Source organism: Halomonas sp. BC04, from assembly GCF_000568385.1.
Map to the genome: position 1 here is coordinate 1 of NZ_AZQX01000361.1, position 22,584 is coordinate 22,584.

Annotated in this window: 26 protein-coding genes; 13 read left to right on the forward strand and 13 right to left on the reverse strand. The window is 64.0% G+C overall.

The genetic code is table 11. The features are described from left to right. Nucleotides 1–11: 11 nt before the first annotated feature. Together Q427_RS24260 and Q427_RS24265 are read right to left on the reverse strand one after the other, a co-directional pair. Nucleotides 12–3,794: a nitrate reductase subunit alpha gene (locus Q427_RS24260; protein ID WP_043517882.1), complete on the reverse strand. Its 3,783-nt coding sequence runs from the start codon at nt 3,792–3,794 to the stop codon at nt 12–14. A gap of 208 nt (nt 3,795–4,002) precedes the next feature. Continuing rightward, nucleotides 4,003–5,286: an MFS transporter gene (locus tag Q427_RS24265; RefSeq protein ID WP_081786193.1), complete on the reverse strand. Its 1,284-nt coding sequence runs from the start codon at nt 5,284–5,286 to the stop codon at nt 4,003–4,005. 184 nt (nt 5,287–5,470) lie between these two features. Here Q427_RS24265 and Q427_RS34775 point away from each other — a divergent pair, with 184 nt between their 5' ends. The 13 genes from Q427_RS34775 (at nt 5,471) to Q427_RS24315 (ending at nt 15,491) form a co-directional block, all read left to right on the forward strand. Then, complete coding sequence (locus tag Q427_RS34775; protein ID WP_231613895.1) at nt 5,471–5,998, forward strand: type IV pili methyl-accepting chemotaxis transducer N-terminal domain-containing protein; 528 nt, start codon at nt 5,471–5,473, stop codon at nt 5,996–5,998. Between the two features lie 5 nt (nt 5,999–6,003). Then, entirely contained in the window at nt 6,004–7,356 is a 1,353-nt protein-coding gene (locus Q427_RS24270) for a histidine kinase (RefSeq protein WP_231613896.1), read from the forward strand. Between the two features lie 6 nt (nt 7,357–7,362). Beyond that, complete coding sequence (gene narL, locus Q427_RS24275) at nt 7,363–8,028, forward strand: two-component system response regulator NarL (RefSeq protein WP_043517884.1); 666 nt, start codon at nt 7,363–7,365, stop codon at nt 8,026–8,028. Between the two features lie 281 nt (nt 8,029–8,309). Next, a complete protein-coding gene (locus Q427_RS24280; protein WP_051496662.1) occupies nt 8,310–9,944 on the forward strand; it encodes an antiporter in 1,635 nt (544 codons plus the stop codon). A 78-nt stretch (nt 9,945–10,022) separates the two neighbouring features. Next, complete coding sequence (locus Q427_RS24285) at nt 10,023–10,481, forward strand: universal stress protein (RefSeq protein ID WP_043517887.1); 459 nt, start codon at nt 10,023–10,025, stop codon at nt 10,479–10,481. Between the two features lie 55 nt (nt 10,482–10,536). Further along, nucleotides 10,537–11,007 carry an MFS transporter gene (locus tag Q427_RS34780; RefSeq protein ID WP_231613897.1) on the forward strand — a complete coding sequence of 157 codons (471 nt, stop codon included), beginning with the start codon at nt 10,537–10,539 and terminating at the stop codon, nt 11,005–11,007. Continuing rightward, on the forward strand, nt 10,926–12,044 hold the full coding sequence (locus tag Q427_RS24290) for an MFS transporter (RefSeq protein ID WP_231613898.1): 1,119 nt from the start codon (nt 10,926–10,928) through the stop codon (nt 12,042–12,044). The genes Q427_RS34780 and Q427_RS24290 overlap by 82 nt, the downstream gene beginning before the upstream one ends. A 106-nt stretch (nt 12,045–12,150) precedes the next feature. After that, nucleotides 12,151–13,434: an MFS transporter gene (locus Q427_RS24295; RefSeq protein WP_043517889.1), complete on the forward strand. Its 1,284-nt coding sequence runs from the start codon at nt 12,151–12,153 to the stop codon at nt 13,432–13,434. A 236-nt stretch (nt 13,435–13,670) separates the two neighbouring features. Beyond that, entirely contained in the window at nt 13,671–14,006 is a 336-nt protein-coding gene (locus tag Q427_RS24300; protein WP_197030810.1) for a hypothetical protein, read from the forward strand. A gap of 18 nt (nt 14,007–14,024) precedes the next feature. Then, nucleotides 14,025–14,201, forward strand: a complete 177-nt coding sequence (locus Q427_RS31640; protein WP_155833681.1) for a hypothetical protein — start codon at nt 14,025–14,027, stop codon at nt 14,199–14,201. Further along, nucleotides 14,198–14,674 (forward strand): hypothetical protein, encoded by a 477-nt coding sequence (locus Q427_RS31645; protein ID WP_043517892.1) that lies wholly within the window; start codon nt 14,198–14,200, stop codon nt 14,672–14,674. Before Q427_RS31640 ends, Q427_RS31645 begins: the two co-directional genes overlap by 4 nt. Then, nucleotides 14,587–15,177 carry a cytochrome c oxidase subunit 3 family protein gene (locus Q427_RS24310; protein ID WP_043517893.1) on the forward strand — a complete coding sequence of 197 codons (591 nt, stop codon included), beginning with the start codon at nt 14,587–14,589 and terminating at the stop codon, nt 15,175–15,177. Before Q427_RS31645 ends, Q427_RS24310 begins: the two co-directional genes overlap by 88 nt. A gap of 2 nt (nt 15,178–15,179) precedes the next feature. Then, nucleotides 15,180–15,491, forward strand: a complete 312-nt coding sequence (locus Q427_RS24315; RefSeq protein WP_043517895.1) for a cytochrome C oxidase subunit IV family protein — start codon at nt 15,180–15,182, stop codon at nt 15,489–15,491. A 42-nt stretch (nt 15,492–15,533) separates the two neighbouring features. Here the strand turns inward: Q427_RS24315 and Q427_RS24320 are convergent, their stop codons facing one another. From Q427_RS24320 to Q427_RS24360, 11 genes are all read right to left on the reverse strand, one after another. Continuing rightward, entirely contained in the window at nt 15,534–15,944 is a 411-nt protein-coding gene (locus tag Q427_RS24320) for a type II toxin-antitoxin system HicB family antitoxin (protein ID WP_043517897.1), read from the reverse strand. Nucleotides 15,945–15,983: 39 nt separating this feature from the next. Then, the gene (locus Q427_RS24325) at nt 15,984–16,166 is read right to left on the reverse strand and encodes a type II toxin-antitoxin system HicA family toxin (protein WP_043517898.1); all 183 of its coding nucleotides are present in this window, start codon (nt 16,164–16,166) and stop codon (nt 15,984–15,986) included. A 293-nt stretch (nt 16,167–16,459) separates the two neighbouring features. After that, a complete protein-coding gene (locus Q427_RS24330; RefSeq protein ID WP_043517899.1) occupies nt 16,460–16,675 on the reverse strand; it encodes a hypothetical protein in 216 nt (71 codons plus the stop codon). Between the two features lie 13 nt (nt 16,676–16,688). After that, complete coding sequence (locus Q427_RS24335) at nt 16,689–18,629, reverse strand: nitric oxide reductase activation protein NorD (RefSeq protein ID WP_043517900.1); 1,941 nt, start codon at nt 18,627–18,629, stop codon at nt 16,689–16,691. 222 nt (nt 18,630–18,851) lie between these two features. After that, nucleotides 18,852–19,058 carry a CbbQ/NirQ/NorQ domain-containing protein gene (locus Q427_RS36540; RefSeq protein ID WP_331280699.1) on the reverse strand — a complete coding sequence of 69 codons (207 nt, stop codon included), beginning with the start codon at nt 19,056–19,058 and terminating at the stop codon, nt 18,852–18,854. 56 nt (nt 19,059–19,114) lie between these two features. After that, the gene (locus Q427_RS24340; RefSeq protein WP_331280700.1) at nt 19,115–19,672 is read right to left on the reverse strand and encodes an ATP-binding protein; all 558 of its coding nucleotides are present in this window, start codon (nt 19,670–19,672) and stop codon (nt 19,115–19,117) included. A 57-nt stretch (nt 19,673–19,729) separates the two neighbouring features. After that, a complete protein-coding gene (locus Q427_RS24345) occupies nt 19,730–21,076 on the reverse strand; it encodes a cbb3-type cytochrome c oxidase subunit I (protein ID WP_043517901.1) in 1,347 nt (448 codons plus the stop codon). Beyond that, entirely contained in the window at nt 21,073–21,255 is a 183-nt protein-coding gene (locus Q427_RS34785) for a hypothetical protein (RefSeq protein WP_231613899.1), read from the reverse strand. The genes Q427_RS24345 and Q427_RS34785 overlap by 4 nt, the downstream gene beginning before the upstream one ends. After that, complete coding sequence (locus Q427_RS24350) at nt 21,252–21,554, reverse strand: hypothetical protein (RefSeq protein WP_231613900.1); 303 nt, start codon at nt 21,552–21,554, stop codon at nt 21,252–21,254. Before Q427_RS24350 ends, Q427_RS34785 begins: the two co-directional genes overlap by 4 nt. 247 nt (nt 21,555–21,801) lie before the next feature. Next, on the reverse strand, nt 21,802–22,119 hold the full coding sequence (locus tag Q427_RS24355; RefSeq protein ID WP_043517902.1) for a carboxymuconolactone decarboxylase family protein: 318 nt from the start codon (nt 22,117–22,119) through the stop codon (nt 21,802–21,804). A 76-nt stretch (nt 22,120–22,195) separates the two neighbouring features. Further along, the gene (locus tag Q427_RS24360; RefSeq protein ID WP_442905566.1) at nt 22,196–22,582 is read right to left on the reverse strand and encodes a SirB2 family protein; all 387 of its coding nucleotides are present in this window, start codon (nt 22,580–22,582) and stop codon (nt 22,196–22,198) included. Nucleotides 22,583–22,584 lie beyond the last annotated feature (2 nt).

Below are 22,584 nucleotides of genomic sequence, written 5' to 3' on the forward strand. Positions count from 1 at the left end.
GGAACGAATCTTCATTTCACGGCCTCCTGAACGCTGTCGTTGCCTTCGCCGTCGAGCCAGTCGATTCTCTTCATCTTGCGTATCAGGACGAATTCATCGCGGTTGGAGCCAACGGTTCCGTAGTAGTTGAAGCTGTAAGAGAGCTGCGCGTAGCCGCCGATCATGTGGGTCGGCTTGGGGCAGACCCGGGTCACGGAGTTGTGCATGCCGCCGCGGGTCTTGGTGACCTCGGAGCCCGGCACGTTCACGTTGCGCTCCTGGGCGTGGTACATCATGACCATGCCATCCTTGACCCGCTGACTGACGATGGCGCGAGCAGTGATGGCGCCGTTGGCGTTGTACAGCTCGATCCAGTCGTTGTCCTCGATGCCGATATCCTGGGCATCGTTCTCCGACATCCACACCACCGGGCCACCGCGGTTCAGCGTCAGCATCAGCAGGTTGTCGCTGTAGGTGGAGTGGATACCCCACTTCTGGTGCGGCGTGATCCAGTTCAGCGCCTTGGTCGGATAGCCGTTATCCTCGGGCAGGTCGAACCCGGTGATCGTCTTGGTGTTGATCGGCGGACGGTAGACCAGCAGGCTCTCGCCGAAAGCGCGCATCCAGGGGTGGTCCTGATAGAACTGCTGGCGGCCGCTCACGGTGCGCCACGGAATCATCTCGTGGACGTTGGTGTAGCCGGCGTTGTAGGAGACGTGCTCGTCCTCCAGGCCGGACCAGGTCGGGCTCGAGATGATCTTGCGCGGCTGGGCGACCACGTCGCGGAAGCGGATCTTCTCCTCCTCCTTGGGCCGTGCCAGGTGGGTGTGGTCGCGCCCGGTGATCTTGGACAGCGCATCCCAGGCCTTCACTGCCACGTGGCCGTTGGTCTCCGGCGCCAGGGTCAGGATCATCTCGGCGGCATCAATGGCCGTCTCGATCAACGGACGCCCCTTGTGCGGGCCGTCGAGCTTGCGATGATTGAGCTTGCCCAGCAGCTCGACCTCGGTGTCGGTATTCCAGGCGATACCCTTGCCGCCGTTGCCGATGCTCTCCAGCAGCGGCCCCACGGAGGTGAAGCGCTCGTAGGTCTCGGGGTAGTTGCGCTTGACCTCGATGAGCGCCGGCATGGTCTTGCCGGGGATCATCTCGCACTCGCCCTTCTTCCAGTCCTTGACCTCGACCTGGGCCAGCTCGGCGGGTGAGTCGTGCTGGTGAGGCAGGGTGACCAGGTCGGTCTCCTCGCCCAGGTGCCCCACGCAGACCTTGGAGAAGGCCTTGGCGATGCCCTTGTAGATGTCCCAGTCGCTGCGGGATTCCCACGCCGGGTCGGTGGCCGCGGTCAGCGGGTGGATGAACGGGTGCATGTCCGAGGTGTTGAGGTCGTCCTTCTCGTACCAGGTCGCCGTGGGCAGCACGATATCCGAGTAGAGGCAGGTGGAGGACATGCGGAAGTCCAGCGTGACCACCAGGTCGAGCTTGCCTTCCGGCGCCTCGTCGTGCCACTTCACTTCCTGGGGCTTCTGGCCGCCGAAGTCACCCAGGTCCTTGCCCTGGATGCCATGGCGGGTACCCAGCAGGTACTTGAGCATGTACTCGTGGCCCTTGCCCGAGCTGCCCAGCAGGTTGGAGCGCCAGATGAACATGTTGCGCGGGAAGTTCTGGGCGTTGTCCGGATCCTCCGCAGCAAACGCCAGATCACCGCTCTTGAGCTGCTGGACGGCGTAATCCTTGGTGGACATGCCGGCAGCCTCGGCGGCCTTGGCCAGGCGCAGCGGGTTGGTGCCGAGCTGCGGCGCGGAAGGCAGCCAGCCCATGCGCTCGGAGCGCACGTTGAAGTCGATCAGGCTGCCGGGGTAGTCCTCGGCCTTGGCCAGCGGCGACAGGATCTCCTTGATCTCGAGCTTCTCGTAGCGCCACTGGGAGGAGTGGTTGTAGAAGAAGGAGGTGGAGTTCATGTGGCGCGGCGGACGCTGCCAGTCGAGGCCGAAGGCCAGCGGTGTCCAGCCGGTCTGCGGACGCAGCTTCTCCTGGCCGACATAGTGGGCCCAGCCGCCACCGCTCTGGCCGATACAGCCGCACATGACCAGCATGTTGATCAGGCCACGGTAGTTCATGTCCATGTGGTACCAGTGGTTCATCGCGGCACCCACGATGATCATGGAACGACCCTGGGTCTTGTTGGCGTTGTCGGCGAACTCGCGGGCGATGCGGGCGACCTGCTCGGCGGGCACGCCGGTGATTTTCTCCTGCCAGGCCGGCGTGTAGGGGCGGACCTGGTCGTAGGAAGTGGCGCCGTCGTCCTCGCCCTCCTTGCCGAAGCCGCGGTCGATGCCGTAGTTGGCGCACATCAGGTCGAATACGGTGACGGCCAGCATGTCGGTGCCGTCGGCCTTCTTCATGCGCTTGGCGGGCAGGCTGTGGAACAGCAGGTCGTCGGCTGCACCGACACCTTGGCCTTTCACATGGTTGAAGTGCTCATGTTCGATGCCGCCGAAATAGGGGAAGGCGACTCGGGCCACTTCGTCATGGTTCTCTGCCAGGGTCAGCAGCGGCTTGATCTCGGCGCCCTCGGCATCCAGGGGCTCCAGGTTCCACTTGCCCACCTCATCGCCGGTCTCGCCCCAGCGGAAACCGATGGAGCCGCGCGGCACGACTAGCTGATCGCGGGTCTCGTCCCAGGCGACGGTCTTCCACTCCGGATTGTTGCCCTGGCCCAGGCTCGCCTCGAAGTCGCTGGCGCGCAGCTGTCGGCCCGGTGCATAGCTGCCGTCCTCACGCGCTTCCAGTTCCACCAGGAAGGGCATGTCGGAGTAGCGGCGCACGTACTCGGTGAAGTAGGCGCTGGGATTGTCGAGGTGGAACTCCTTGAGGATCACGTGGCCCATGGCCATGCCCAGGGCGGCATCGGTACCCTGCTTGACCGACAGCCACTCGTCGGTGAGCTTGGAGACCTCGGCGTAGTCCGGGGTGATGGAGACGGTCTTGGTGCCCTTGTAGCGCACTTCGGTGAAGAAGTGGGCATCCGGGGTACGGGTCTGGGGCACGTTGGAGCCCCAGGCGATGATGTAGCCGGAGTTGTACCAGTCGGCCGATTCCGGCACGTCGGTCTGCTCGCCCCAGGTCTGGGGGCTGGCCGGCGGCAGGTCGCAGTACCAGTCGTAGAAGCTCATGCAGACGCCGCCGATCAGCGACAGGTAGCGGCTGCCCGCGGCGTAGCTGACCATGGACATGGCAGGGATCGGCGAGAAGCCGATGATGCGGTCCGGGCCGTACTGCTTGGCGGTGTAGACGTTGGAGGCGGCGATCAGCTCGTTGAGCTCGTCCCAGTTGGCGCGCACGAAGCCACCCATGCCGCGGGCACGCTTGTACTGCTTGGTCTTGGCCGGATCCTCGACGATGGCGGCCCAGGCGTCGACCGGGTCCTTCTTCTCCTTGAGCGCCTCGCGCCACAGCTTGAGCAGCGGCTTGCGGACCAGCGGGTACTTGAGGCGGTTGGCGCTGTACATGTACCAGGAGTAGCTGGCGCCCCGCGGGCAGCCACGCGGCTCATGGTTGGGCAGGTCCGGGCGGGTGCGCGGGTAGTCGGTCTGCTGGGTCTCCCAGGTGACCAGGCCGTTCTTGACGTAGATCTTCCAGCTGCAGGAGCCGGTGCAGTTCACGCCATGGGTGGAACGCACGACCTTGTCATGCTGCCAACGCTGCCGGTAGCTGTCTTCCCATCCACGGGACTCGTCGCGGGTCTCGCCATGGTCGTTGGCGAAGGGCTCGCGCGCCTTGCGGAAGAAATTCAGCCGATCTAAGAAGTGACTCATGGTCGATCTCCAGGCTTCTTGAAATGATGCGTGGCACCCGGGCCACCCCGCCTGCCGTGTCGTGCGCCGTGTTCCACACGACCGCCGGGGCAGGTTCATGGAAGGGATTCTGGAGGATCGAAAAGCGGATTACTGCCCGGTTACCTCCATATACACCCCAACTACCCACAAGGTGATAGGCACCCCGTGCGAAAGGGGATAAGCCCCGTCAGGAAGGGTTTCCGGTACCTGCCGTGGAGTCCCAGAGCATGACCAGCATGCACACCGCGAGCGCGGCGTAGAGGAACATGAAGCCGGCGGTGCGTAGGCCGATCCACTCGTTGCCGAGCACGAACATCAGCGGCAGGACGGCGGCGAAGAGCCCGCCCAGGGCCAACGCCAGCCCGCCCGAGCGAGCCATGTCGTCGCCATGGTCCCGGTGCAGCAGGCACATCAGGCTGCCCTTGCCGATGCCCATGGCCAGCCCCATCACCGCCATCAGGCTGACAAAGCCCCACAGGGGCATGGAAAAGCGCAGGGCCAGGTCACCGTGCACGCCATGGACCTGCATGGTGAAGTCGGGGTAGGAGAGCAGGAACAGGCAGACCATCACGCAGGCACTGACCCACCAGCGCAGGTCACGGAAGTCGCGCCGATCGGCCAGGGCGCCACCCAGGATCTGTCCCAGGCCGCCCGGCAGCGTGAACAGCAGCGCCCAGAGTGCCGCACTCTTCAGCGGCAGCTGGTACTGGGCCGCCAGGTAGGCGGGCAGCCAGAGCGCCAGCGCCACGAAGGCGCCGTAGAAGAAGCTGTAGTAAAGGGCCAGGCGCCAGACGGCCGGCGCAGGCAACCCACCAAGCCACCTCTCGTCAGGCGGAGGCGGGACCTCGTCCAGGACATCCGGCTCGGGCGCCTCGGGGTGTGGTTCATCCTCGGCGAACAGCCACAGCAGCCCTGCCACCAGCAGTATCGGCAGCAGGAAGAGTTTCGGTGCCATCGGCCAGCCATAGGCCTGGCTGATCAGCGGCAGCAGGAAGTAGGTAAGCCCCGCCCCCAGCATGCCGGCGCCGTAGAGACCCAGCGCCAGGCCAACATGGCGGCGCGGGCAGAGGGCGGAAACGTAGACCAGCCCGGCGGCCAGTGAACCGGCCCCCAGCCCCAGCCCGGCCCCTGCCAGCAGGAAGTCGCCGTACTCCCGGGAGTGGGCAATGGCCCAGAGGAAAGGGCAGATCAGCAGCAGGCAGCCGATCATGACCCGCCGGCCACCGATGCGATTCGCCAGGATGGCCAGGGGCAGGGCCGACAGCGCGCCGGTGAGCATCGGCATGGCCAGCAGCATGGCAAACTGCACCTCACCGAAGCCCAAGGCACTCTTCAACTCGACGCCCAGCACGGCGAAGATGGTCCAGCTGGCGAATACCAGCGCAAAGGCAAGGGGCGACAGCAGCACGACCACCAGCGAACGATAGTCGCCCTGCAGGCCCGCCACGGGGGCTTTTCCGGCAGACTTCATGAACGGTGAGTCCGGGGGAGTGGTCCAACGGATTCTCGGCACCCTGGCCCGTAGCGTCAAAAGGGCAAGCGAGGTACCCCTTTATAGGGAGCTGACGCTACCTAATAGGGTAAGGTGCAGCGGCTACCCACTGGGGTATAGTGGCTATCCATTCCCCGCAACACACCGGAGTCCCCATCTGGCGATGAAACTGCTGCAACGCTCCCTGGTGGCCCGCATCGTGGCCTCACTGCTGGCGATCAGTGCCATGGCCCTGATCAGTATCGTGGTGACCATGGCCGTGGCCGGGGGCAGCCGGGGCGATGCCGCCGCCATCAACGTGGCCGGCTCGCTGCGCATGAATACCTATCAGATCGTCGCCGCCCTGCAGCGCTTCGAGCGCATTTCCTCGCTGGACAACCAGGCCGAGGTGCATGTGCTCAAGCGGCGCTTCGAGGAGCGTCTGGCCAGCGACGAACTCACCGGGGCGATTCCCGTCTCCGAGGCCCACGAGCTGCGCCGCCAGTATCGGCTGGTGCTCTCTCGCTGGCACAACGAGCTCGCCCCCGCAGTGAGTGAGGCCGTAGCCAGCCAGTACGTGCGCATCGATACGCTCAATCGCGCCCTCGATGGCCTGGTCGGCGATATCGATGCCATGGTCAACCAGCTCGAGCAGAACACCGAAGCAAGATTCGCCTGCTCAGCGCACTGCAGATCCTGTTTCTGGGCCTGACCGCCGTGGTGCTGATCATTGCCCTCTACGACATTCGCCACAACCTGGTGGCGCCGCTGCGCCAGCTGATGGTGCTGGCCCGGGAAGCCGCCCGGCGCAACTTCTCCCAGCGCACCCGGCTCAGTGGCAGCGACGAACTGGCAATGCTGGGCCGCACCTTCGACAACATGGCCGAACAGCTGGCCTCCAGCTATGCCGAGCTGGAAGCGAGGGTTGACCACAAGACCCGGGAGCTGGAGCGCAGCAGCCAGGTGATGCAGGTGCTCCACGATGGCAGCCGCTGGCTCTATGGAGGCGGCAACGATCTCTGCACCAGCGCCGCCCCCATGCTGCGCCAGGTCGAGCAGCTGCTGGAGATCGGCCCCATCCGTCTGTCGCTCAACGATCCCCATGACAACAGCCAGATTCCGATTCTCGCCACCCGTTCCGCCCGGCGCCCGGAATACTGCCGCGACCATGACTGTCACGCCTGCCTGATCGACCCGAATCCCATGCGACTGGCAAATACCGAAGAGGGGGAGTGCCTGTTGCTGCCGGTGAGTGTGGGCGAGGAGATGCTGGGTACCCTCGAGATCTGGTACCCCAAGGGCCAGCGCCTTTCCCATAGCGTGCGCCGCCTGCTCAATGCCCTGGCCGACCAGCTGGCCACGGCGGTCTATTTGCAGCGCCGCATCGAGGAGGAGCAGCAGGTCTCGTTGATGAACGAACGCACCATCATCGCCCGTGAGCTGCACGATTCGCTGGCCCAGTCCCTCTCCTACCTCAAGATGCAGGTGGCCCGGCTGGAGCGCATGCAGAGCAAGAACGCCCCCCGGGAGACCCAGGCGGCGGTATTCGACGAGTTGCGTACCGGCCTCAACAGCGCCTATCGTCAACTGCGCGAGCTGCTTACCACCTTCCGCCTCAAGCTGGAGGGCCCCGGCCTGCAGTCGGCCCTGCACCAGACGACGGTGGAATTCTCCGATCGCATGGGGGCCATGGTGGAGCTGCACTACGACGTGCCGCCCCATCTGCTCAATCCCAACGAGGAGATTCATGTCCTGCAGATCGCCAGGGAGGCCTTGAGCAATATCCACAAGCATGCCCAGGCGCACTGGGCCGCCGTCTCAGTGCGCTTCCAGGAGGCCCGCATCGTGCTGCGCATCGAGGACGACGGCGTGGGCCTGGAGAACGATGAATCGCCGCCCATGCACTATGGCCTCGTTATCATGCGCGACCGGGCCCACACCCTGGGGGGCGAACTCGCGCTGACCAATCGCGCCGAGGGGGGAACTCGGGTCGAACTCACCTTCACCCCGCAGACCGCGCGCCTGATCACCCGGCAGCCAGCCACCATCACTCAAGAGAACGGAAACTGAATCGCTATGGGCCAGCCAATCAACGAGACCCCCGCCAGTATCCTGATCATCGACGACCACCCGCTGTTGCGCCGCGGCGTGGCACAGCTGCTGGAACTGGAGGATGACCTGCTGCTGATCGGCGATACCGGCGTGCCCCAGGAGGGCGTGCGCCTGGCCATCGAGCTGGACCCGGACATGGTGCTGCTCGACCTGAACATGCCGGAGATGGACGGCATCCAGACCCTCAAGCGGCTGCGCGACGAGGGTTTCACCGGGCGTGTGGTGATGTTCACCGTCTCCGACCACGAGGAGGACCTGGTGGCAGCCCTGCGCGGCGGCGCCGACGGCTACCTGCTCAAGGACATGGAGCCCGATGAGATGGTACGCCAACTGCGCCAGGTGGCCCTGGGCCGCATGGTGGTGAGCGAAAGCCTCACCGCTCTCCTCGCCGAGGCGTTGCGCAACCAGCGCTCCCAGCCCGCCACCCCGGATATCCACAGCCTGACCCAGCGCGAGCGCGAGATCCTGCGCGAGCTGGCCGCCGGCCTCTCCAACAAGCTGATCGCGCGCAAGCTCGATATCACCGAAGGCACCGTCAAGGTCCATGTCAAGCACCTGTTGAAGAAGCTCAACCTGCGTTCGCGGGTCGAGGCAGCAGTGTGGGCGGTGCAGGAAGGCATCGAAAGATAAAGGGGTTATAACACCGGTTCTGTGTGGATACCTCCAAAGACTTCAAGGCGCCAAAATGGCGCTTTTTTCTTTTCTCGTCAATTTGAAAAGTATTTAAAAACAGTTACTTGAAGAGATACCCCCGCTACCCCTCAAGTGGTATTCCACTGTTTTTTCGCCTTTTTCGCGCAGTTTCGCCGCCCACATGCGCGGCGTATCTTTGCGCCATACGAACCTGAATTGATCCCGGTCAGGCCAGAGGTCGCAAGCCGGGATCAGCGGAACCACCAAGGGGAAATCACATGGCCAAGACAGATGCCGATACCGGGGGTCCTGTCGTGAAGTCCGGCAAGACGAATGGCGATATCGAACACTGGGATATCGAGAACGACGACTTCTGGCAACGCAGCGGCAAGAAGATCGCCAACCGCAACCTGTGGATCTCCATTCCCAGCCTGCTGATGGGCTTCGCCGTCTGGCTGATGTGGGGCATGATCACCACTCAGATGCAGAACCTGGGCTTTCCGTTCACGGTAAGCGAACTCTTCACTCTGACAGCCCTGGCGGGGCTCTCGGGCGCGACGCTGCGCATTCCCGCCTCGTTCATGATTCGCATCGCCGGCGGACGCAATACCGTCTTCCTCACCACGTCACTGTTGATGATCCCCGCCTTCGGTACCGGGGTTGCGCTGATGAATCCCGACACGCCGCTATGGGTCTTCCAGGCCCTGGCGCTACTCTCGGGCATCGGCGGCGGTAACTTCGCCGCCTCCATGAGCAATATCTCGACCTTCTTCCCCAAGAAGCAGCAGGGCTATGCGCTGGGCATGAACGCCGGCCTTGGCAATTTCGGCGTCACCACCATGCAGGTCCTGATCCCGCTGGTGATGACGGTGGGCATCTTTGGCGCCATCGCCGGCGGCTCCATGGAACTGCAAAGTTCCAGCGGCACCCTGATCGGCCGCATCGAGGCGGGTACCGAGACCTGGATCCAGAATGCCGGCTTCGTCTGGCTGGTGTTCCTGATTCCGCTGGCCTTCCTCAGCTGGTTCGGCATGAATAACCTGCGCCCCATCACGCCCAACCCGGGCACGCCGATGCAGGCCTTCGGCAAGATCCTCGGCCTCTACGGCGTGGGCGCCGTCGCCGCCATCGTCGGCATGTTCGCGCTCAACCTGCTGGGCATGTGGCTCGCCCTGCCGCTGACCATCGCGCTGACCCTGGTGCTGATGCGCCTGCTCCCCGGGGAGATCAAGCCCAACATCCAGAAGCAGTTCGCCATCTTCTCCAACAAGCACACCTGGTCGATGACGGTCCTCTACATCCTGACCTTCGGCTCCTTCATCGGCTTCTCCGCGGCGCTGCCGCTCTCCATCAACGTCATCTTCGGCAACATGATGGAAGTGGCCGCCGACGGCAGCGTGACTCGTGTCGCCAACCCCGATGGCCCCAGCGCCCTGACCTGGGCCTGGATCGGGCCCTTCGTCGGCGCCCTGATCCGCCCCATCGGTGGCTGGGTCTCTGACAAGGTGGGCGGCTCCATCGTCACCCAGGTCATCTCCGTCGTGATGGTCGTGGCCTCCGCCGTCACCGGCTACGTGATGATGCTGGCCTACAACGCCACCGACCCGAACAGCTACTTCGCACTCTTCATGATCCTGTTCGTGATCCTGTTTGCCGCCAGCGGCATCGGCAACGGCTCCACCTTCCGCACCATCGGCGTGATCTTCGACCAGCACCAGAAGGGCCCGGTACTGGGCTGGACCTCCGCCGTCGCCGCCTACGGCGCCTTCATCGCCCCGCGGGTGATGGGCGAGCAGATCCAGGCCGGCACCCCCGAACTCGCCATGTATGGCTTCGCGATCTTCTATGCCCTCTGCCTGGTGATCAACTGGTGGTTCTACCTGCGCCCCAACGCCTACGTCAAGAACCCCTGACGCGGTCATCCGTGCTCCGGAACGGGTTCCGGGGCACACCCCTTACTTAGCTCAACTTGCCTTCTCCGGAGGGATGTCATGAAAGTCATGATCGCCTATGACGGTTCGCGAAACGCCAAGCTGGCCCTGGCACAGACCGTGAGCCTGTTTCGCTGCAACGCCCCCACCCTGGTGCTCATCGGCGTGGCGGAAAATCCCCGCGACGCCACCGACGCCAACGAGGACCTGTTCCAGGAGGAGTATGAGGAGCTGAAGGCGGCCCTGCAGGAAGGCGCCGATTTCGCCACCCGGGAGGAGTTCGATGTGGACTGGATCCTGGCCGAGGGCGATCCGCGCAAGATGATCCTGCGAGCCACCCAGAAACATCAGCCCGACGTGCTGGTCATCGCCCGTCACAGCAACAAACCCGACGGCGGCATCATCGCCCAGTCGCTGAGCTACTTCGTCGACGAGCTCGACTACATGACTTTCGGCAGCGTCAGCTCCTTCCTGGCCCGCCGCGTCGAGTGCCCGCTGCTGATACTGCCCAGCCCATGAGGCGAGGTATAGATCCCAATTATCCCTCCTTTCGCGAGAACAGGATGATACGACCATGAAAGTCGCCGCCCTATTCAAGTTCCGTACGCCCGAGGTCCGGGCCCTGCACCTGACCTGGATCGCCTTTTTCATCACCTTCTACGTCTGGTTCAACATGGCGCCGCTGGCGTCAAGCATGCTGAAAAGCGTCGACTGGATGACCCAGGACCATATCCGACTCTTTGCCATCACCAACGTGGCGCTGACCATCCCGGCCCGCATTATCGTCGGCATGGCGCTGGATCGTTTCGGCCCGCGCCGGGTGTTCTCGATACTGATGGTGGTCATGGCGATTCCCGCCCTGGCCTTCGCCTTCGGCAACACCATGACCCAGATGCTGATCTCGCGCCTGGTGCTCAGCTCCATCGGTGCCAGCTTCGTGGTCGGCATCCACATGACCGCGCTGTGGTTCAAGCCCAAGGACATCGGCTTCGCCGAGGCTTCTACGCCGGCTGGGGCAACTTCGGCTCGGCCGCCGCCGCCATGACCCTGCCCACCATCGCACTGACCATGCTCGGTGGCGAAGACGGCTGGCGCTGGGCGATCGCCATCAGCGCCATCGTGATGGCCGCCTACGGCGTCTTCTACTGGTTCGCCATCACCGACGGCCCCAGCGCCACCTCTCACCGCAAGACCCGCAAGGCAATGGCCATGGAGGTCAGCACCTGGGGCGACATGATCAAGTTGATCCTGTGGACCATCCCGCTGGTCGGCTGCCTGGCTATCCTGGTATGGCGTATCCAGGACATGGGCTTTTTATCCGTGAACGGTGCGCTGATCGCCTACCTCGCCATTGTCGCCATTGTCATCTACCAGATCGTGCAGATCATTCGTGTCAACGTGCCGATCCTGAAGAAGGGCGTGCCGGAGGATGACAAGTATCACTTCAACAGCGTGGCGGCGCTTAACACCACCTACTTCGCCAACTTCGGCGCCGAGCTGGCGGTCATCTCCATGCTGCCGATGTTCTTCGAACAGACCTGGGGGCTCTCCGCGGCCGCTGCGGGCCTGATCGCCGCCTCCTTCGCCTTCGTCAATCTGGTGGCCCGCCCCATGGGCGGGGCGGTCTCGGATCGCATGGGCAACCGGCGCTTCGTGATGCTCAGCTACATGTTCGGCATCGGCATCGGCTTCATGCTGATGGGGCTGATGAACTCCAACTGGCCGCTGATCGTCGCCATCGCCGTCACCATCTTCACCTCCTTCTTCGTGCAGGGCTCGGAGGGTGCTACCTTCGGCATCATTCCCTCGATCAAGCGCCGCATCACCGGCCAGATCTCGGGCATGGCCGGCGCCTACGGTAACGTGGGAGCGGTGGTCTACCTGACCATCTTCACCTTCGTGACGCCGACCCAGTTCTTCTACATCCTGGCGGGCGGCGCCTTCATCAGTTGGGTGGTCTGCTTCATCTGGCTCAAGGAGCCGGAGGGCGCCTTCGACGAGGAGTACTACGTCTCCTCGGTGGACCGCATGATCGAGGAGCAGGAACTGGCCAAGACACAGGCAAAGCCGCAGCAGGGCTGAATTGGCCTGCTACCGGGCAGTGGTCGCCAAGGCGGCCACTGCCTTTTGGCTTTTCTGCTCACCGACACAGGCAGCGGGACAACCGCCCCTTCACCCGGGAGATTCCATGGCTTCGCCGCGCTTCAAGCAGTATTCGGTACTGACCGCCAATACCTTCGCCTTCACCATGTGCTTCATGGTGTGGACCATGTTCGGCGAGATCGGCGTGCCCATTGCCGAGGAGCTGGGGCTGAGCGACACCCAGTTCGGTATCCTGGCCGCCGTTCCCATCCTGACCGGCTCGCTGGTGCGGCTGCCGCTGGGGGCCATGACCGACCGCATTGGCGGCCGCCCCGTCTTCATGGCGCTGATGCTGGCAACGGTGCCGGCAATCTGGGCGGTGCAGTTCGCCACCCAGTACTGGCAGCTGCTGGTGCTGGGCGCCGTGATCGGCCTGGCCGGCGGCGGGTTCTCGGTGGGTATCACCTACACGGCCAAGTGGTTCGAACGTGACCGCCAGGGCCTGGCCATGGGTATCTTCGGCGCCGGCAACGCCGGCGCTGCCGTGACCAAGTTCGTGGCCCCCACGGTGATCATCGTGCTGGGCTGGCAGGCGGTACCCAACCTGTACGCGGCCATCATGCTGATCACCGCCCTGATCTTCTGGTTCTTCACCTTCTCGGACCCGAGCCACCGCAATGCCAACCGCCCCACCCTGCGCGAGCAGGTCGCCGTGCTCAACGACCCCAAGGTGTGGAAGTACTGCCAGTACTACTCGGTGGTCTTCGGCGGCTATGTCGGTGTCTCGCTGTGGCTCACCCGCTACTACATGAACGAGTACGGCATGGGCATACAGCTCGCCGCCCTGATCGCCACCATCTTCGTGCTGCCGTCCGGGGTCATCCGGGCCTTCGGCGGCTGGCTCTCCGACCGTTTCGGTGCCCACTCCGTGACCTGGTCCTGCATGTGGGCCAGCCTGGTCGCCCTGTTCATCATGTCCTACCCCCATACCCAATACGCCGTGCAGCAAGTCGACGGCTCGCGACTGGAGTTCAGCTTCGGCATCCCCCTCTGGCTGTTCACTCTCGCCCTGTTCGTGGTGGGGATCGCCTGGGGCATCGGCAAGGCGTCGGTGTTCAAGTACCTGTCGGACGAGTACGACCGCAACCTGGGCCTCGTTTCCGGGATCGTCGGGCTGGCCGGCGGCCTGGGTGGCTTCCTGCTGCCGATCATGTTCGGTGCCCTGGTGGACGCCACCGGCGTGGCCACCTCGGTGTGGATGCTCTGCTTCGGCGTGACCCTGGTCTCGATCATCTGGATGTGGTGGACCGAACGGCGGTCACCGGTCTTCACCCGTGATGAGCACCATCAGGCCACGGTGATCGGCAAGCGGGCAGCAGAGACTGATTGACTCGCTCGATACCGTAAGCAAGGCGGGTGGAGTTTGATCCACGACAAGGACGAAACCGACGCCAGAAGGCATAGTGGCATTATGAATACCTCTTCAACACATGACTAAACTGGGAGGTGGCCGATGTCCTCCACGTCGTTCCCCGATACCCGAACAACCGACGAGCCAAAGACTGCAGCCGATACCCGTGGCAAGGGCGTGGCAGCCACCGTCTATGTGCTCTACCTGGCAGCGTCATGACCGTGGTGACGGGGCCGATCGGTATGCTGATCGCGCATCTTTTCCGACGCAATAACGCCGACTGGATCAATAGCCACCTGCTGTTCCAGACCCGAACCTTCTGGCTGGGCGCCCTGGGCGGTGCCGCGGCGCTGGCGGCCTGGAACCTGCTCGGGCTGATCGGCGCCCCCTCCTGGGTCTCCTGGACCCTGGGCTACGGTTTCTTTACCGCCTGCCTGGGCTGGACCATGGGCCGTTGCGGGGTCGGCATCAATCGGCTGATGAACAACCGCGCCATCGATGCGCCCCGCAGCCTGCTGTTCGGCGGCGCCACCGTCTCATTGGACGATTGATTCGTCATGGAGCTGCAAATGCACACGGCCACGTATCATTCTCGCTCGGCACCCCCGCGTTCCCTCGCCGTTACCGGTATTGCCCTGGGCTTCATCGCCTTCTCGCTGCTGATACTGGCCCTGATGACCCTGCCCCTGCTGCCCGGTGATGCCATCGTGGCTTCTCTGGCGTCGAGGCCGGCAGCGGCGGGTTGACCGGCGGCGTGGCCTGGCTGGTGGAGCGCAGCGGTGGGCTGGCCGTGCTGATGATGATCGGCTCCCTGGCCACCCTCGCGCTGGCCGTGGCTCTGCTGCTACGCCGCCCCTGGGCCCGCCCCGCCTTCGTCGGCCTGATGGCGGCCGGCTTCGTCGGCGTGTTCGGTGCCGCCGCCCTGACGCCGATGACCTTCGGCTTCCTGCCGGACGCCGCCATCAGCGAGGCGGTGAACCCCGGCAATCCGGTGGCAGGGCTGGTCGGTGCGCTCAGCCTGCTGATCATGGCAGCGACCGTTCTGGTGGCGCTGTTCGCCTGGGCAGGCTGGAAACTGACCACCCCCGCCGTGCGCGCCGAGTTCGACCGAACGCCATCGCCCCGAGCTGAGTGGCACAGCAGCAAGAAACGACCCAGCAGCGGCCGCTGCCCAACCCGGGCTGGGGGCCGCTTTCCGCCCTGCCGGGCAACCCGCTGATGTGGGTGCTGATCCTGAGCGAGATGGTGGTCTTCGCCGCCTTCTTCGGGCTCTTCGCCTGGCTGAGGATCGGCGAACGTGAGGTATTCGACGCCTCCCAGCAGCTGCTCGACCCGGTGGCAGGCGGCATCAACACCCTGGTACTGCTGACCAGCGGGCTATTCGCCGCCCTGGCCGTCCAGGCCATTGGCCGGGGTGACAAGCGCCGCTGCCGCCAGTGGCTGGCCGGGGCCTTCGCCCTGGGGGTGGTGTTCTGCGTGGTCAAGGTGATGGAGTACGCCGACAAGCTCGGCCAGGGCCTGATGCCCGAGACCAATACCTTCTTCACCTTCTACTACCTGCTGACCGGCTTCCACTTCGCCCATGTGCTGTTCGGCCTGGGGCTGATCGCCCTGGTGGCCTGGCGTATCTCCCACGACAACGTGGAGACCGCGGCCGCCTTCTGGCACATGGTCGATCTGATCTGGATCCTGCTCTATCCCATCATCTACCTGCTGAGGTGATCATGCGGACGCCGCTCGCCACCCTGCCTTCCCCCACCCGCCGGCTGCTGATCACCTGGGCCGTGCTCATGGGCCTGACGCTGGTCACCATGCTCTCGGCCCAGCTCGGCGGCGACGCCCGCCTGCAGGCGCTGCCGCTATGGTCGGCGGGCCTGCTGCTGCTCAGCACCGCCTTCAAGGCGCACCAGGTGCTGATGACCTATCTCGGCCTGCGCGACGCCAGTGCCGCCTGGCGGGGCGCCTTTATCGGCCTGGTGCTGTTCACGCTGATGCTGGTGTCCTCCGGCTATCTATTGGCACAGTTGGGCGGCTGAGGCTGGGTAGTCAGTGACTAGTCAGACCGGAGAGTTAGTGCATTAGGCGTGGCGCTCAAGCTCATGCAGCGCAGCCCGGGCCAGGAAACCGGAACGACTCTTGTAGTCGCTGTGCTTCGCCACGGTGCTGTCGATGCGCTTGATCAACAGGTCGGGCAGGGTGACGTTGATCTTGTGGCTCTTGCCCAGATAAGGGGTCATGTCGATCTCGACCGCCGCCCAGATCCAACCAGCGAAGTCAGGGTTGTCCAGATGCTGCTGGATAGCGGTGGCGGTGGGAATCGAATCGCCATGCTCTGACAGGCTTTCGAGGTGCCCCTCAATGGCCTCTCGTGCATTGGCGATTGCCTCATCGAAGGTGTCGCCAGCGGAGAAACAGCCCGGCAGATCGGGCACGACCACACCATAAGCGTGCTGCTCGTCGCCAACCTCGATCGCAATGGGGTAGTGCATGGGGTGTCGCTCCTGTGTGGTGGCCAGGTGCTACCGACCTCATTTGAGACCGGCTTGTTTTCTGATTCCCTGTATCAAGCCCTTTTTCAGGTCTTTCTTCGGATGAGGCACGGTAATGGTGCCGGGCCTGTGTGGATGCCGAAAGTGATGGTGGCTTCCCTTGATCCGGTCCAACGCCCAGCCATCCGCTTCCAGCTCCTTGATCAGGTCTGCGCTTTTCACACCCCGGCTCCTTGCCGCGCCTTTGGGGTTATAGTAACCCTATGGTTAGCAGTTGCGCAAGACCTCATAACCCTGATAACTCCGTCAGGCGGAACTCAGGGGCAACCACAGGCTATGTAGGCGACTTCGTTCTGCTCCTTGCTGATGGCCTGGCGCTGTTCACGCTGCTGCTGGTGTCCTCCGGCTATCTGTTGGCACAGCTGGGCGGCTGAGGCACCAACACAACGACGCCGGCCCCTGGGGGCCGGCGTCGGACTCATGCTGTCATGAACGACACTGTGAGGAGCGACGATTCACTCATCGTCGGGCGGTGGCGGCGGCGGGTCGGCCCACTCCGCCAGTCGGCGGCCGGCGTGGATCAGACCGTAGATCACGAAGGGCGCCAACAGCATCAGGAAGATGCCCCAGTCCCGGGTATTGATCAGCCAGATCAGCGGCATCAGCACGACGAAAGCCGCGATCACGCCGAACAGCGTTGCCATGACGGGACGGCTCATTGTCGGTGTCATGGGAATACCTCCCTCAGTTGCCGATGATCTGGCGATAGATGCCCGGCAGCGCCTGGGTCAGATGCTCGGGTCGGTTGACGATGGCGTAGCTGCCGCGGCCGAAAAGGCGCGAGACATACTGGTGGGCCTCGCTATCGACGGTCACGCCGAAGACCCGCACCTCCTGCTGGCGCGCCTCGAGCACCGCCTTGCGGGTGTCCTCGATGCCGTAGCGACCCTCATAGTAATCGGTGTCGTTGGGCTTGCCGTCGGTGATCAACAACAGCAGCCGATGCCGATTGGGGCGCTTGGCGAGCTCCTGGGTCACGTGGCGGATCGCCGGGCCCATGCGCGTGTAGTGCCCCGGCTTGAGCGCCGAGATGCGCCGCGCCACCCGCTCGCTCATGGTCTCCTCGAAGGTCTTGAGGGTGTTGACCCAGACCTTCTGCCGGCGGTGCGAGGTGAAGCAGTGGATGGAGTAGTCGTCGCCGCAGCCGGCCAGGCCGTGGCCCAGCACCAGCAGCGCCTCCTTCTCCACGTCGAGCACCCGGCGATCCTCCAGCCAGGCATCGGTGGAGAGCGAGACGTCAACCAGGATCGAGACTGCCAGGTCCCGGGCCTGCTGCCGGGTCGCCTGGTAGAGGCGGTCACTGGACTCGCCGGTGGCGGCCAGGTCGCAGCGCGAACGGATCACCGCGTCCATATCCAGTTCGCTGCCATCGAGCTGGCCGCGCAGCATCTCGCGGCGCGGACGCAGCGCCTCGAACTCGCGACGCACCCGGCGAATGCGCCGGTGGGTGGCGGCATCGGGCTCCCACTGCTCGCCCTCTTCGCTCTGCAGCTCGGTATGCACCAGGCAGTGGTCGGGCAGGTAGATCTGCTTGCGGTAATTCCATTCGGCGTAGGGGTGCTTGCCGCTCAGCCGCTCGCCCAGCACTTCGTCCGGGGGCAGGTCTAGGTCGACCTTGATGCGGGTCGCCGCACGCTGCTTGTGCGGACTCAGGATGATCTCCTCCATCTGCTCGGCGGCACGCTTGGCTTCTTCGTCCTCGTTGTCCTCGACCAGGCGATTGAGGTTGACCATCTCGGTCCAGGAGAGCATTTTCTCGAAGCGGTTGGCGACCAGCGGGTCGTCGCGCTCGGTCTGGTCCTGGGTCTTGCGCTCGGCCTTGCGCTTGCCGTCGCTCACCGTCTGGGGGCTGTTGGTCTCGCCCTCGTGGGGATCATCGGCGCTCTCCTCGCGGCCAGAGCCGGTGCCCAGCTCCACCACCTGGCCCCACAGGGGCACCGGCAGCGGCGGGCGGTAGCCCCGCGGCGCGCGGAAGTCGGTCAGCGGTGCCTCGCCGTCACACACCGCCCGGTGCATGGCAGCGGCCCAACCTTCCAGCGCCAGTTCCTCGCCCAGCAGCACGCGCAGGGTCTCCTCCAGCGCCTGCTCCATGGGGGGCAGCCGGCTGCGCGAGGGGCGCACGATCAGCAGCGCCATGCAGAGGCGACGATAGCGCTCCACAAGCCCCGGAAAACGAGCCAGCGCTGCATCGCGGGCACGCACGGACTCCCTCAGCCGGGAGAGATCGTCACGCAGCGGGTCACGCTTGGCCACCGGGCGCTGCGCCACGGCTAGATAGGCAACCAGCCAGAAGTAGAGGTCCCGGTTGAGGGCTGGATCGGGGAAGACGTCCAGCGTGGGGGGCAGCAGCAGGTTCTCCTCGTCGCGGCGGGCCTGGTCGATGGCCTCGTCGTCGAAGCCCAGGCGCTGGCGCAGCGACAGGCGATGCTGGGAGCTGCGCGCAACGATAGCGGCGACCTCGACCCCTGCCTCGCCCCCGCTGGCCCGGAAGAACACACCCAGCACATGGCGCAGGTCTTCCAGGTTCACGGCCGCATCGGGGTAGCGCTGATAGCTGGCGGCACTGGACGCCCAGCGGTGCCAGTGGCGACCGACGAACTCCTCGACTTCGAGAAAGTGCAGCATGGTGTTTCTCCAATTAAGGAAGCGCTGAGACATGTCACGAGCGAAGATAGGCTGGTCGCCGCCGGAGCGCAGAACCGAGTGCAGCGACAAACATCCGAAGGATGGCCCCGAAGGGGCGAGGAACCGAAGGTTCCGAGTCAACCGGAGTGTAGCCTGCTACATGAGGATTCCGAGCACCGCCGGCGGGCAGGATATCGAGCGCAGTAATGTGTCAGGGTTTCCTCAGCCGAAAGTGGCGTTTATCGCTTCCATCAACCCTTCCTGGACATCCAGGTCGTCGGAAAGTGGCTCGACCAGGGTGGCGCGGGTCGCCTCCAGGATCGGCATGCCGGCATTGATCAGGGTGGCACAGTAGACCAGCAGGCGGGTGGAAACGCCCTCTTCCAGGTCCTGGCCCTTCAGCTCGCGCAGCCGGGCCGCCAGATTCACCAGGGCGGCACAACGCTCATGCGACAGGCCGCTTTCGCGGGAAACGATGTCGCACTCTACCGGGGGGGCGGGAAGTCGAAGGACATCGCCACGAAGCGCTGGCGAGTACTCGGCTTGAGCGACTTGAGAATGTGCTGATATCCCGGATTGTAGGAGACCACCAGCATGAAATCCTTGGGAGCCTCGAGCAGCTCGCCGGTACGCTCCAGCGGTAGCATGCGTCGATCATCGGTCAAGGGGTGGAGCACCACGGTGACGTCCTTGCGCGCCTCCACCACCTCGTCGAGGTAGCAGATACCGCCTTCGCGCACGGCCCGTGTCAGGGGGCCGTCGACCCAGCGGGTCTCGCCTCCCTGCAGCAGGTAGCGGCCGGTAAGGTCGGCGGCGGTGAGGTCATCGTGACAGGAAACGGTGAACAGCGGGCGGCCCATCTTCGCCGCCATGTGGCTGACGAAACGGGTCTTGCCACAGCCGGTTGGTCCCTTGAGCAGCAGCGGTAGCCGCTGTTGATACGCCTGCTCGAACAGCGCGCATTCGTTGCCGACCGGTTCGTAGTAGGGCAGGTCCCGCTCACGGTCATGAACGGCTGCCGGGGCGGTAGCAGTGTGAGACATGGCGTTACTCCAGGGGAAGACTCGGTGGGGCGCGAGGCGCACCCCACCGAGGATCTATCACTCGTTGGCGGTCAGCGGGCGGCTGGTGGCAGGCACCTGCTCACGCGCGGGGGCGAACACAGCGTAGATGAACATCAGGGCGGCGATACCCACGAAGATGCCGGTACCGAAGCGCATGATGTAGAACAGCTCGAGCTGCTCCTGGATCTGCATGAAGTTCATGCCCAGGACCCGCTGCAGGTGCGTCTGGACGACCCCTGCGAAGGTCAGGGTGAAGGTCATGAACCACATGGCCGAAGTCATGATCCAGAACGCCCACATGTTCAGCACCTGGTTATAGGGCTGTACGCGACGAAGCTGCGGCATGGCGTAGGTGATGACACCCAGTACCAGCATCACGTAGGCGCCGTAGAAGGCCAGGTGGCCGTGGGCTGCGGTGATCTGGGTGCCGTGGGTGTAGTAGTTGATCCACGACAGGGTGTGCATGAAACCCCACACGCCGGCGCCGAAGAAGGCCACGGCGGCACTGCCCAGGGTCCAGAGCATGGCGGCCTTGTTGGGGTGGTTGCGGCTGCCCTTCCAGAACATGTAGAAGGCGAACACCACCATGGCGAAGAACGGAATCACCTCGAGCGTGGAGAAGATGCTGCCGATCGGCTGCCAGTAGGCAGGTGTGCCGATCCAGTAGTAGTGGTGGCCGGTGCCCAGCAGGCCGGAGAACAGCGCCAGGCCGACGATCACATAGAGCCACTTCTCGATCACTTCGCGGTCGACGCCGGTCATCTTGATCAGCAGATAGCCGAGCAGGGAGGCCATGATCAGCTCCCACACGCCTTCCACCCAGATATGGACGATCCACCACCACCACAGCTTGTCCAGCGCCAGGTTGTCGGGATTGTAGAAGGCAAACAGCCAGAATATCGCCGCCAGCCACAGGCCGAGCATCAGCACCATGTTGATGGCGGTCCTGCGTCCCTTGAGCATGGTCAGGCTGGTGTTGAACAGGAATATCAGGAAGGAGACCGTTATCACCACCTTCGCCCACAGCGGCTGCTCGAGATAGTGACGCCCTTCATGAATGCCGAACTGGTAGCTGATCAGCGCGCCGGCACCGGCGATGGCGAACAGCGCCAGCTGGAAATAGGCCAGGTTGGGGCTGTAGATCTCGTTCTCGGCCTCTTCCGGCATCAAATAGTAGGTACAACCCATGAAGCCGATCAGCAACCAGACGATCAGCAGGTTGGTATGGCTGGTACGGGTGATGTTGAACGGCATGGCTTCGGACATGAAGTGCGGCCACACGTACGCCGCTGCGGCCAGCAGCCCGAAGACGATCTGTAGCGCGAATAGCGCCATGGCCACCATGAAGAAGGGTAAGGCCACCTTCTGCGTTTCGTATTTCATCGGTTCGACTCTCCTTGGTTCCTGGAATCCGGATCAGCCGGCCGGATGCGGCGGCCAGCCTGGGTGTCGATGGAATCGGTCCACTCCAGGAAGTCGATCAGGGCCTGCATTTCTTCATCGTTGATGTCGAAGGCGGGCATCTGGCGACGGCCGGGCGCGCCGGTGGGCTGGGCGTTCATCCAGCCTCAAGGGCCATGCGCGCCCCTTCGGGGTTGTCGCGACCGCCGAAACGCGTCCAGACATTGCCCACTTCAGGCGCGAAGTAAGAGCCTTCCCCAAGAATGGTGTGACAGTTGATGCAGTTATGCTCTTCCCAGACATGCTTCCCCATCCTGACGGAGTCCGACATGGGTTGGGTCGACGTATTGACGATGTAGAAGTGACTGTGAGCCGTCAGCGCGGCAAACAGCAGGAAGAAGAATAGCGAGCCGCCGTAAAATATATTACGGGCCGCCGCCTTGGTGAGGCCTTCGGTCATGGGCCTTTCCCCCCTCGCTCGTGTGGCTTTTCAAGGGACCTGCGATCATGATCGATCAGTCCCACCCTTTAAACATGCATTTGTGGTGCATCTTTAGAGTACCGTCCTGTGTCGAGCCCGGCATTGACCTTCGTCAAATGCGGAGCAAAGAGCCGCGGAAGAGGCGGTATAACGGGAGGGAAAGGCTTGCGGTCAGATGTCGCACGGCGGGCACCGTCGATGCCCGCCATGGGAAAACGGGCAGGAATCAGGCCTCGGTGATGTCCTCGATCCAGGTCAATGCCGCCACACCGGATGGCAGCCCCAGGGTCGGAATCGCCAGCATCGCGACCTGCTTGAGCGCCTCGGGCTCGATGCCCTCATCCCTGGCCCGCCGCATGTGGGAATGCACGGCCCCTTCGGAACCGCTTCCTACCGCCAGCGCCAGCTTCACCAGGCGTCGGGTGCGGGCATCCAGCGGGCCGGCTTCGGCACACGCCTTACCCAGCGAGGCAAAGGCCTGCCACACCTCGGGATAATCATCCGCCACCTTGCCGGCACCGGAGGGAAGATCATGATTGGCCATGCGGTTTTTCCTCGTCTTGTCGTGTGTGTCAGGCTCACAGTATAGAAGCCTGGCGGGCTCGTGGAAGAGCGCATTCCTACACAAACCAGAGGGGATCCTTGAAGATAGCCGTACCCAGCATGTAAAGAAAGGTCATGACCGCCGCCAGGGCCGCCATGCCTCGGACCAGGGGCGTACGTCCGCGCTTGATCGCCACCGTTCCCAGCAGGATATAGCCCAGCAGCGCGAGGATCTTGGCAGCAAGCCAGGGGTGATGCTGCGGCCACATCGACAACATCACCATCAGCAGGATGCCCAGCGTGAGCAGCAGCGTGTCGTTGACGTGTGGCACGATCTTGACCCAGCGCCGCTGCAGGATCGGTGCTTCCCGCACCGACCACCAGGCCCGCAGCATGAACAAGGCGATGCTCAGCACTGCCGTGGTCATGTGCCAGTGCTTGATCAGAAGATAGTGTTCGATCACGG

Bases quoted from the DNA above. Each gene is read 5' to 3' on its own strand.
- Q427_RS24260 (WP_043517882.1), bottom strand. From the start codon at position 3,794: ATGAGTCACTTCTTAGATCGGCTGAATTTCTTCCGCAAGGCGCGCGAG.
- Q427_RS24265 (WP_081786193.1), bottom strand. From the start codon at position 5,286: ATGAAGTCTGCCGGAAAAGCCCCCGTGGCGGGCCTGCAGGGCGACTAT.
- Q427_RS34775 (WP_231613895.1), top strand. From the start codon at position 5,471: ATGAAACTGCTGCAACGCTCCCTGGTGGCCCGCATCGTGGCCTCACTG.
- narL (WP_043517884.1), top strand. From the start codon at position 7,363: ATGGGCCAGCCAATCAACGAGACCCCCGCCAGTATCCTGATCATCGAC.
- Q427_RS24280 (WP_051496662.1), top strand. From the start codon at position 8,310: ATGGCCAAGACAGATGCCGATACCGGGGGTCCTGTCGTGAAGTCCGGC.
- Q427_RS24285 (WP_043517887.1), top strand. From the start codon at position 10,023: ATGAAAGTCATGATCGCCTATGACGGTTCGCGAAACGCCAAGCTGGCC.
- Q427_RS34780 (WP_231613897.1), top strand. From the start codon at position 10,537: ATGAAAGTCGCCGCCCTATTCAAGTTCCGTACGCCCGAGGTCCGGGCC.
- Q427_RS24295 (WP_043517889.1), top strand. From the start codon at position 12,151: ATGGCTTCGCCGCGCTTCAAGCAGTATTCGGTACTGACCGCCAATACC.
- Q427_RS24300 (WP_197030810.1), top strand. From the start codon at position 13,671: ATGACCGTGGTGACGGGGCCGATCGGTATGCTGATCGCGCATCTTTTC.
- Q427_RS31640 (WP_155833681.1), top strand. From the start codon at position 14,025: ATGCACACGGCCACGTATCATTCTCGCTCGGCACCCCCGCGTTCCCTC.
- Q427_RS24315 (WP_043517895.1), top strand. From the start codon at position 15,180: ATGCGGACGCCGCTCGCCACCCTGCCTTCCCCCACCCGCCGGCTGCTG.
- Q427_RS24320 (WP_043517897.1), bottom strand. From the start codon at position 15,944: ATGCACTACCCCATTGCGATCGAGGTTGGCGACGAGCAGCACGCTTAT.
- Q427_RS24330 (WP_043517899.1), bottom strand. From the start codon at position 16,675: ATGACACCGACAATGAGCCGTCCCGTCATGGCAACGCTGTTCGGCGTG.
- Q427_RS24335 (WP_043517900.1), bottom strand. From the start codon at position 18,629: ATGCTGCACTTTCTCGAAGTCGAGGAGTTCGTCGGTCGCCACTGGCAC.
- Q427_RS24340 (WP_331280700.1), bottom strand. From the start codon at position 19,672: ATGTCTCACACTGCTACCGCCCCGGCAGCCGTTCATGACCGTGAGCGG.
- Q427_RS24345 (WP_043517901.1), bottom strand. From the start codon at position 21,076: ATGAAATACGAAACGCAGAAGGTGGCCTTACCCTTCTTCATGGTGGCC.
- Q427_RS34785 (WP_231613899.1), bottom strand. From the start codon at position 21,255: ATGAACGCCCAGCCCACCGGCGCGCCCGGCCGTCGCCAGATGCCCGCC.
- Q427_RS24350 (WP_231613900.1), bottom strand. From the start codon at position 21,554: ATGACCGAAGGCCTCACCAAGGCGGCGGCCCGTAATATATTTTACGGC.
- Q427_RS24355 (WP_043517902.1), bottom strand. From the start codon at position 22,119: ATGGCCAATCATGATCTTCCCTCCGGTGCCGGCAAGGTGGCGGATGAT.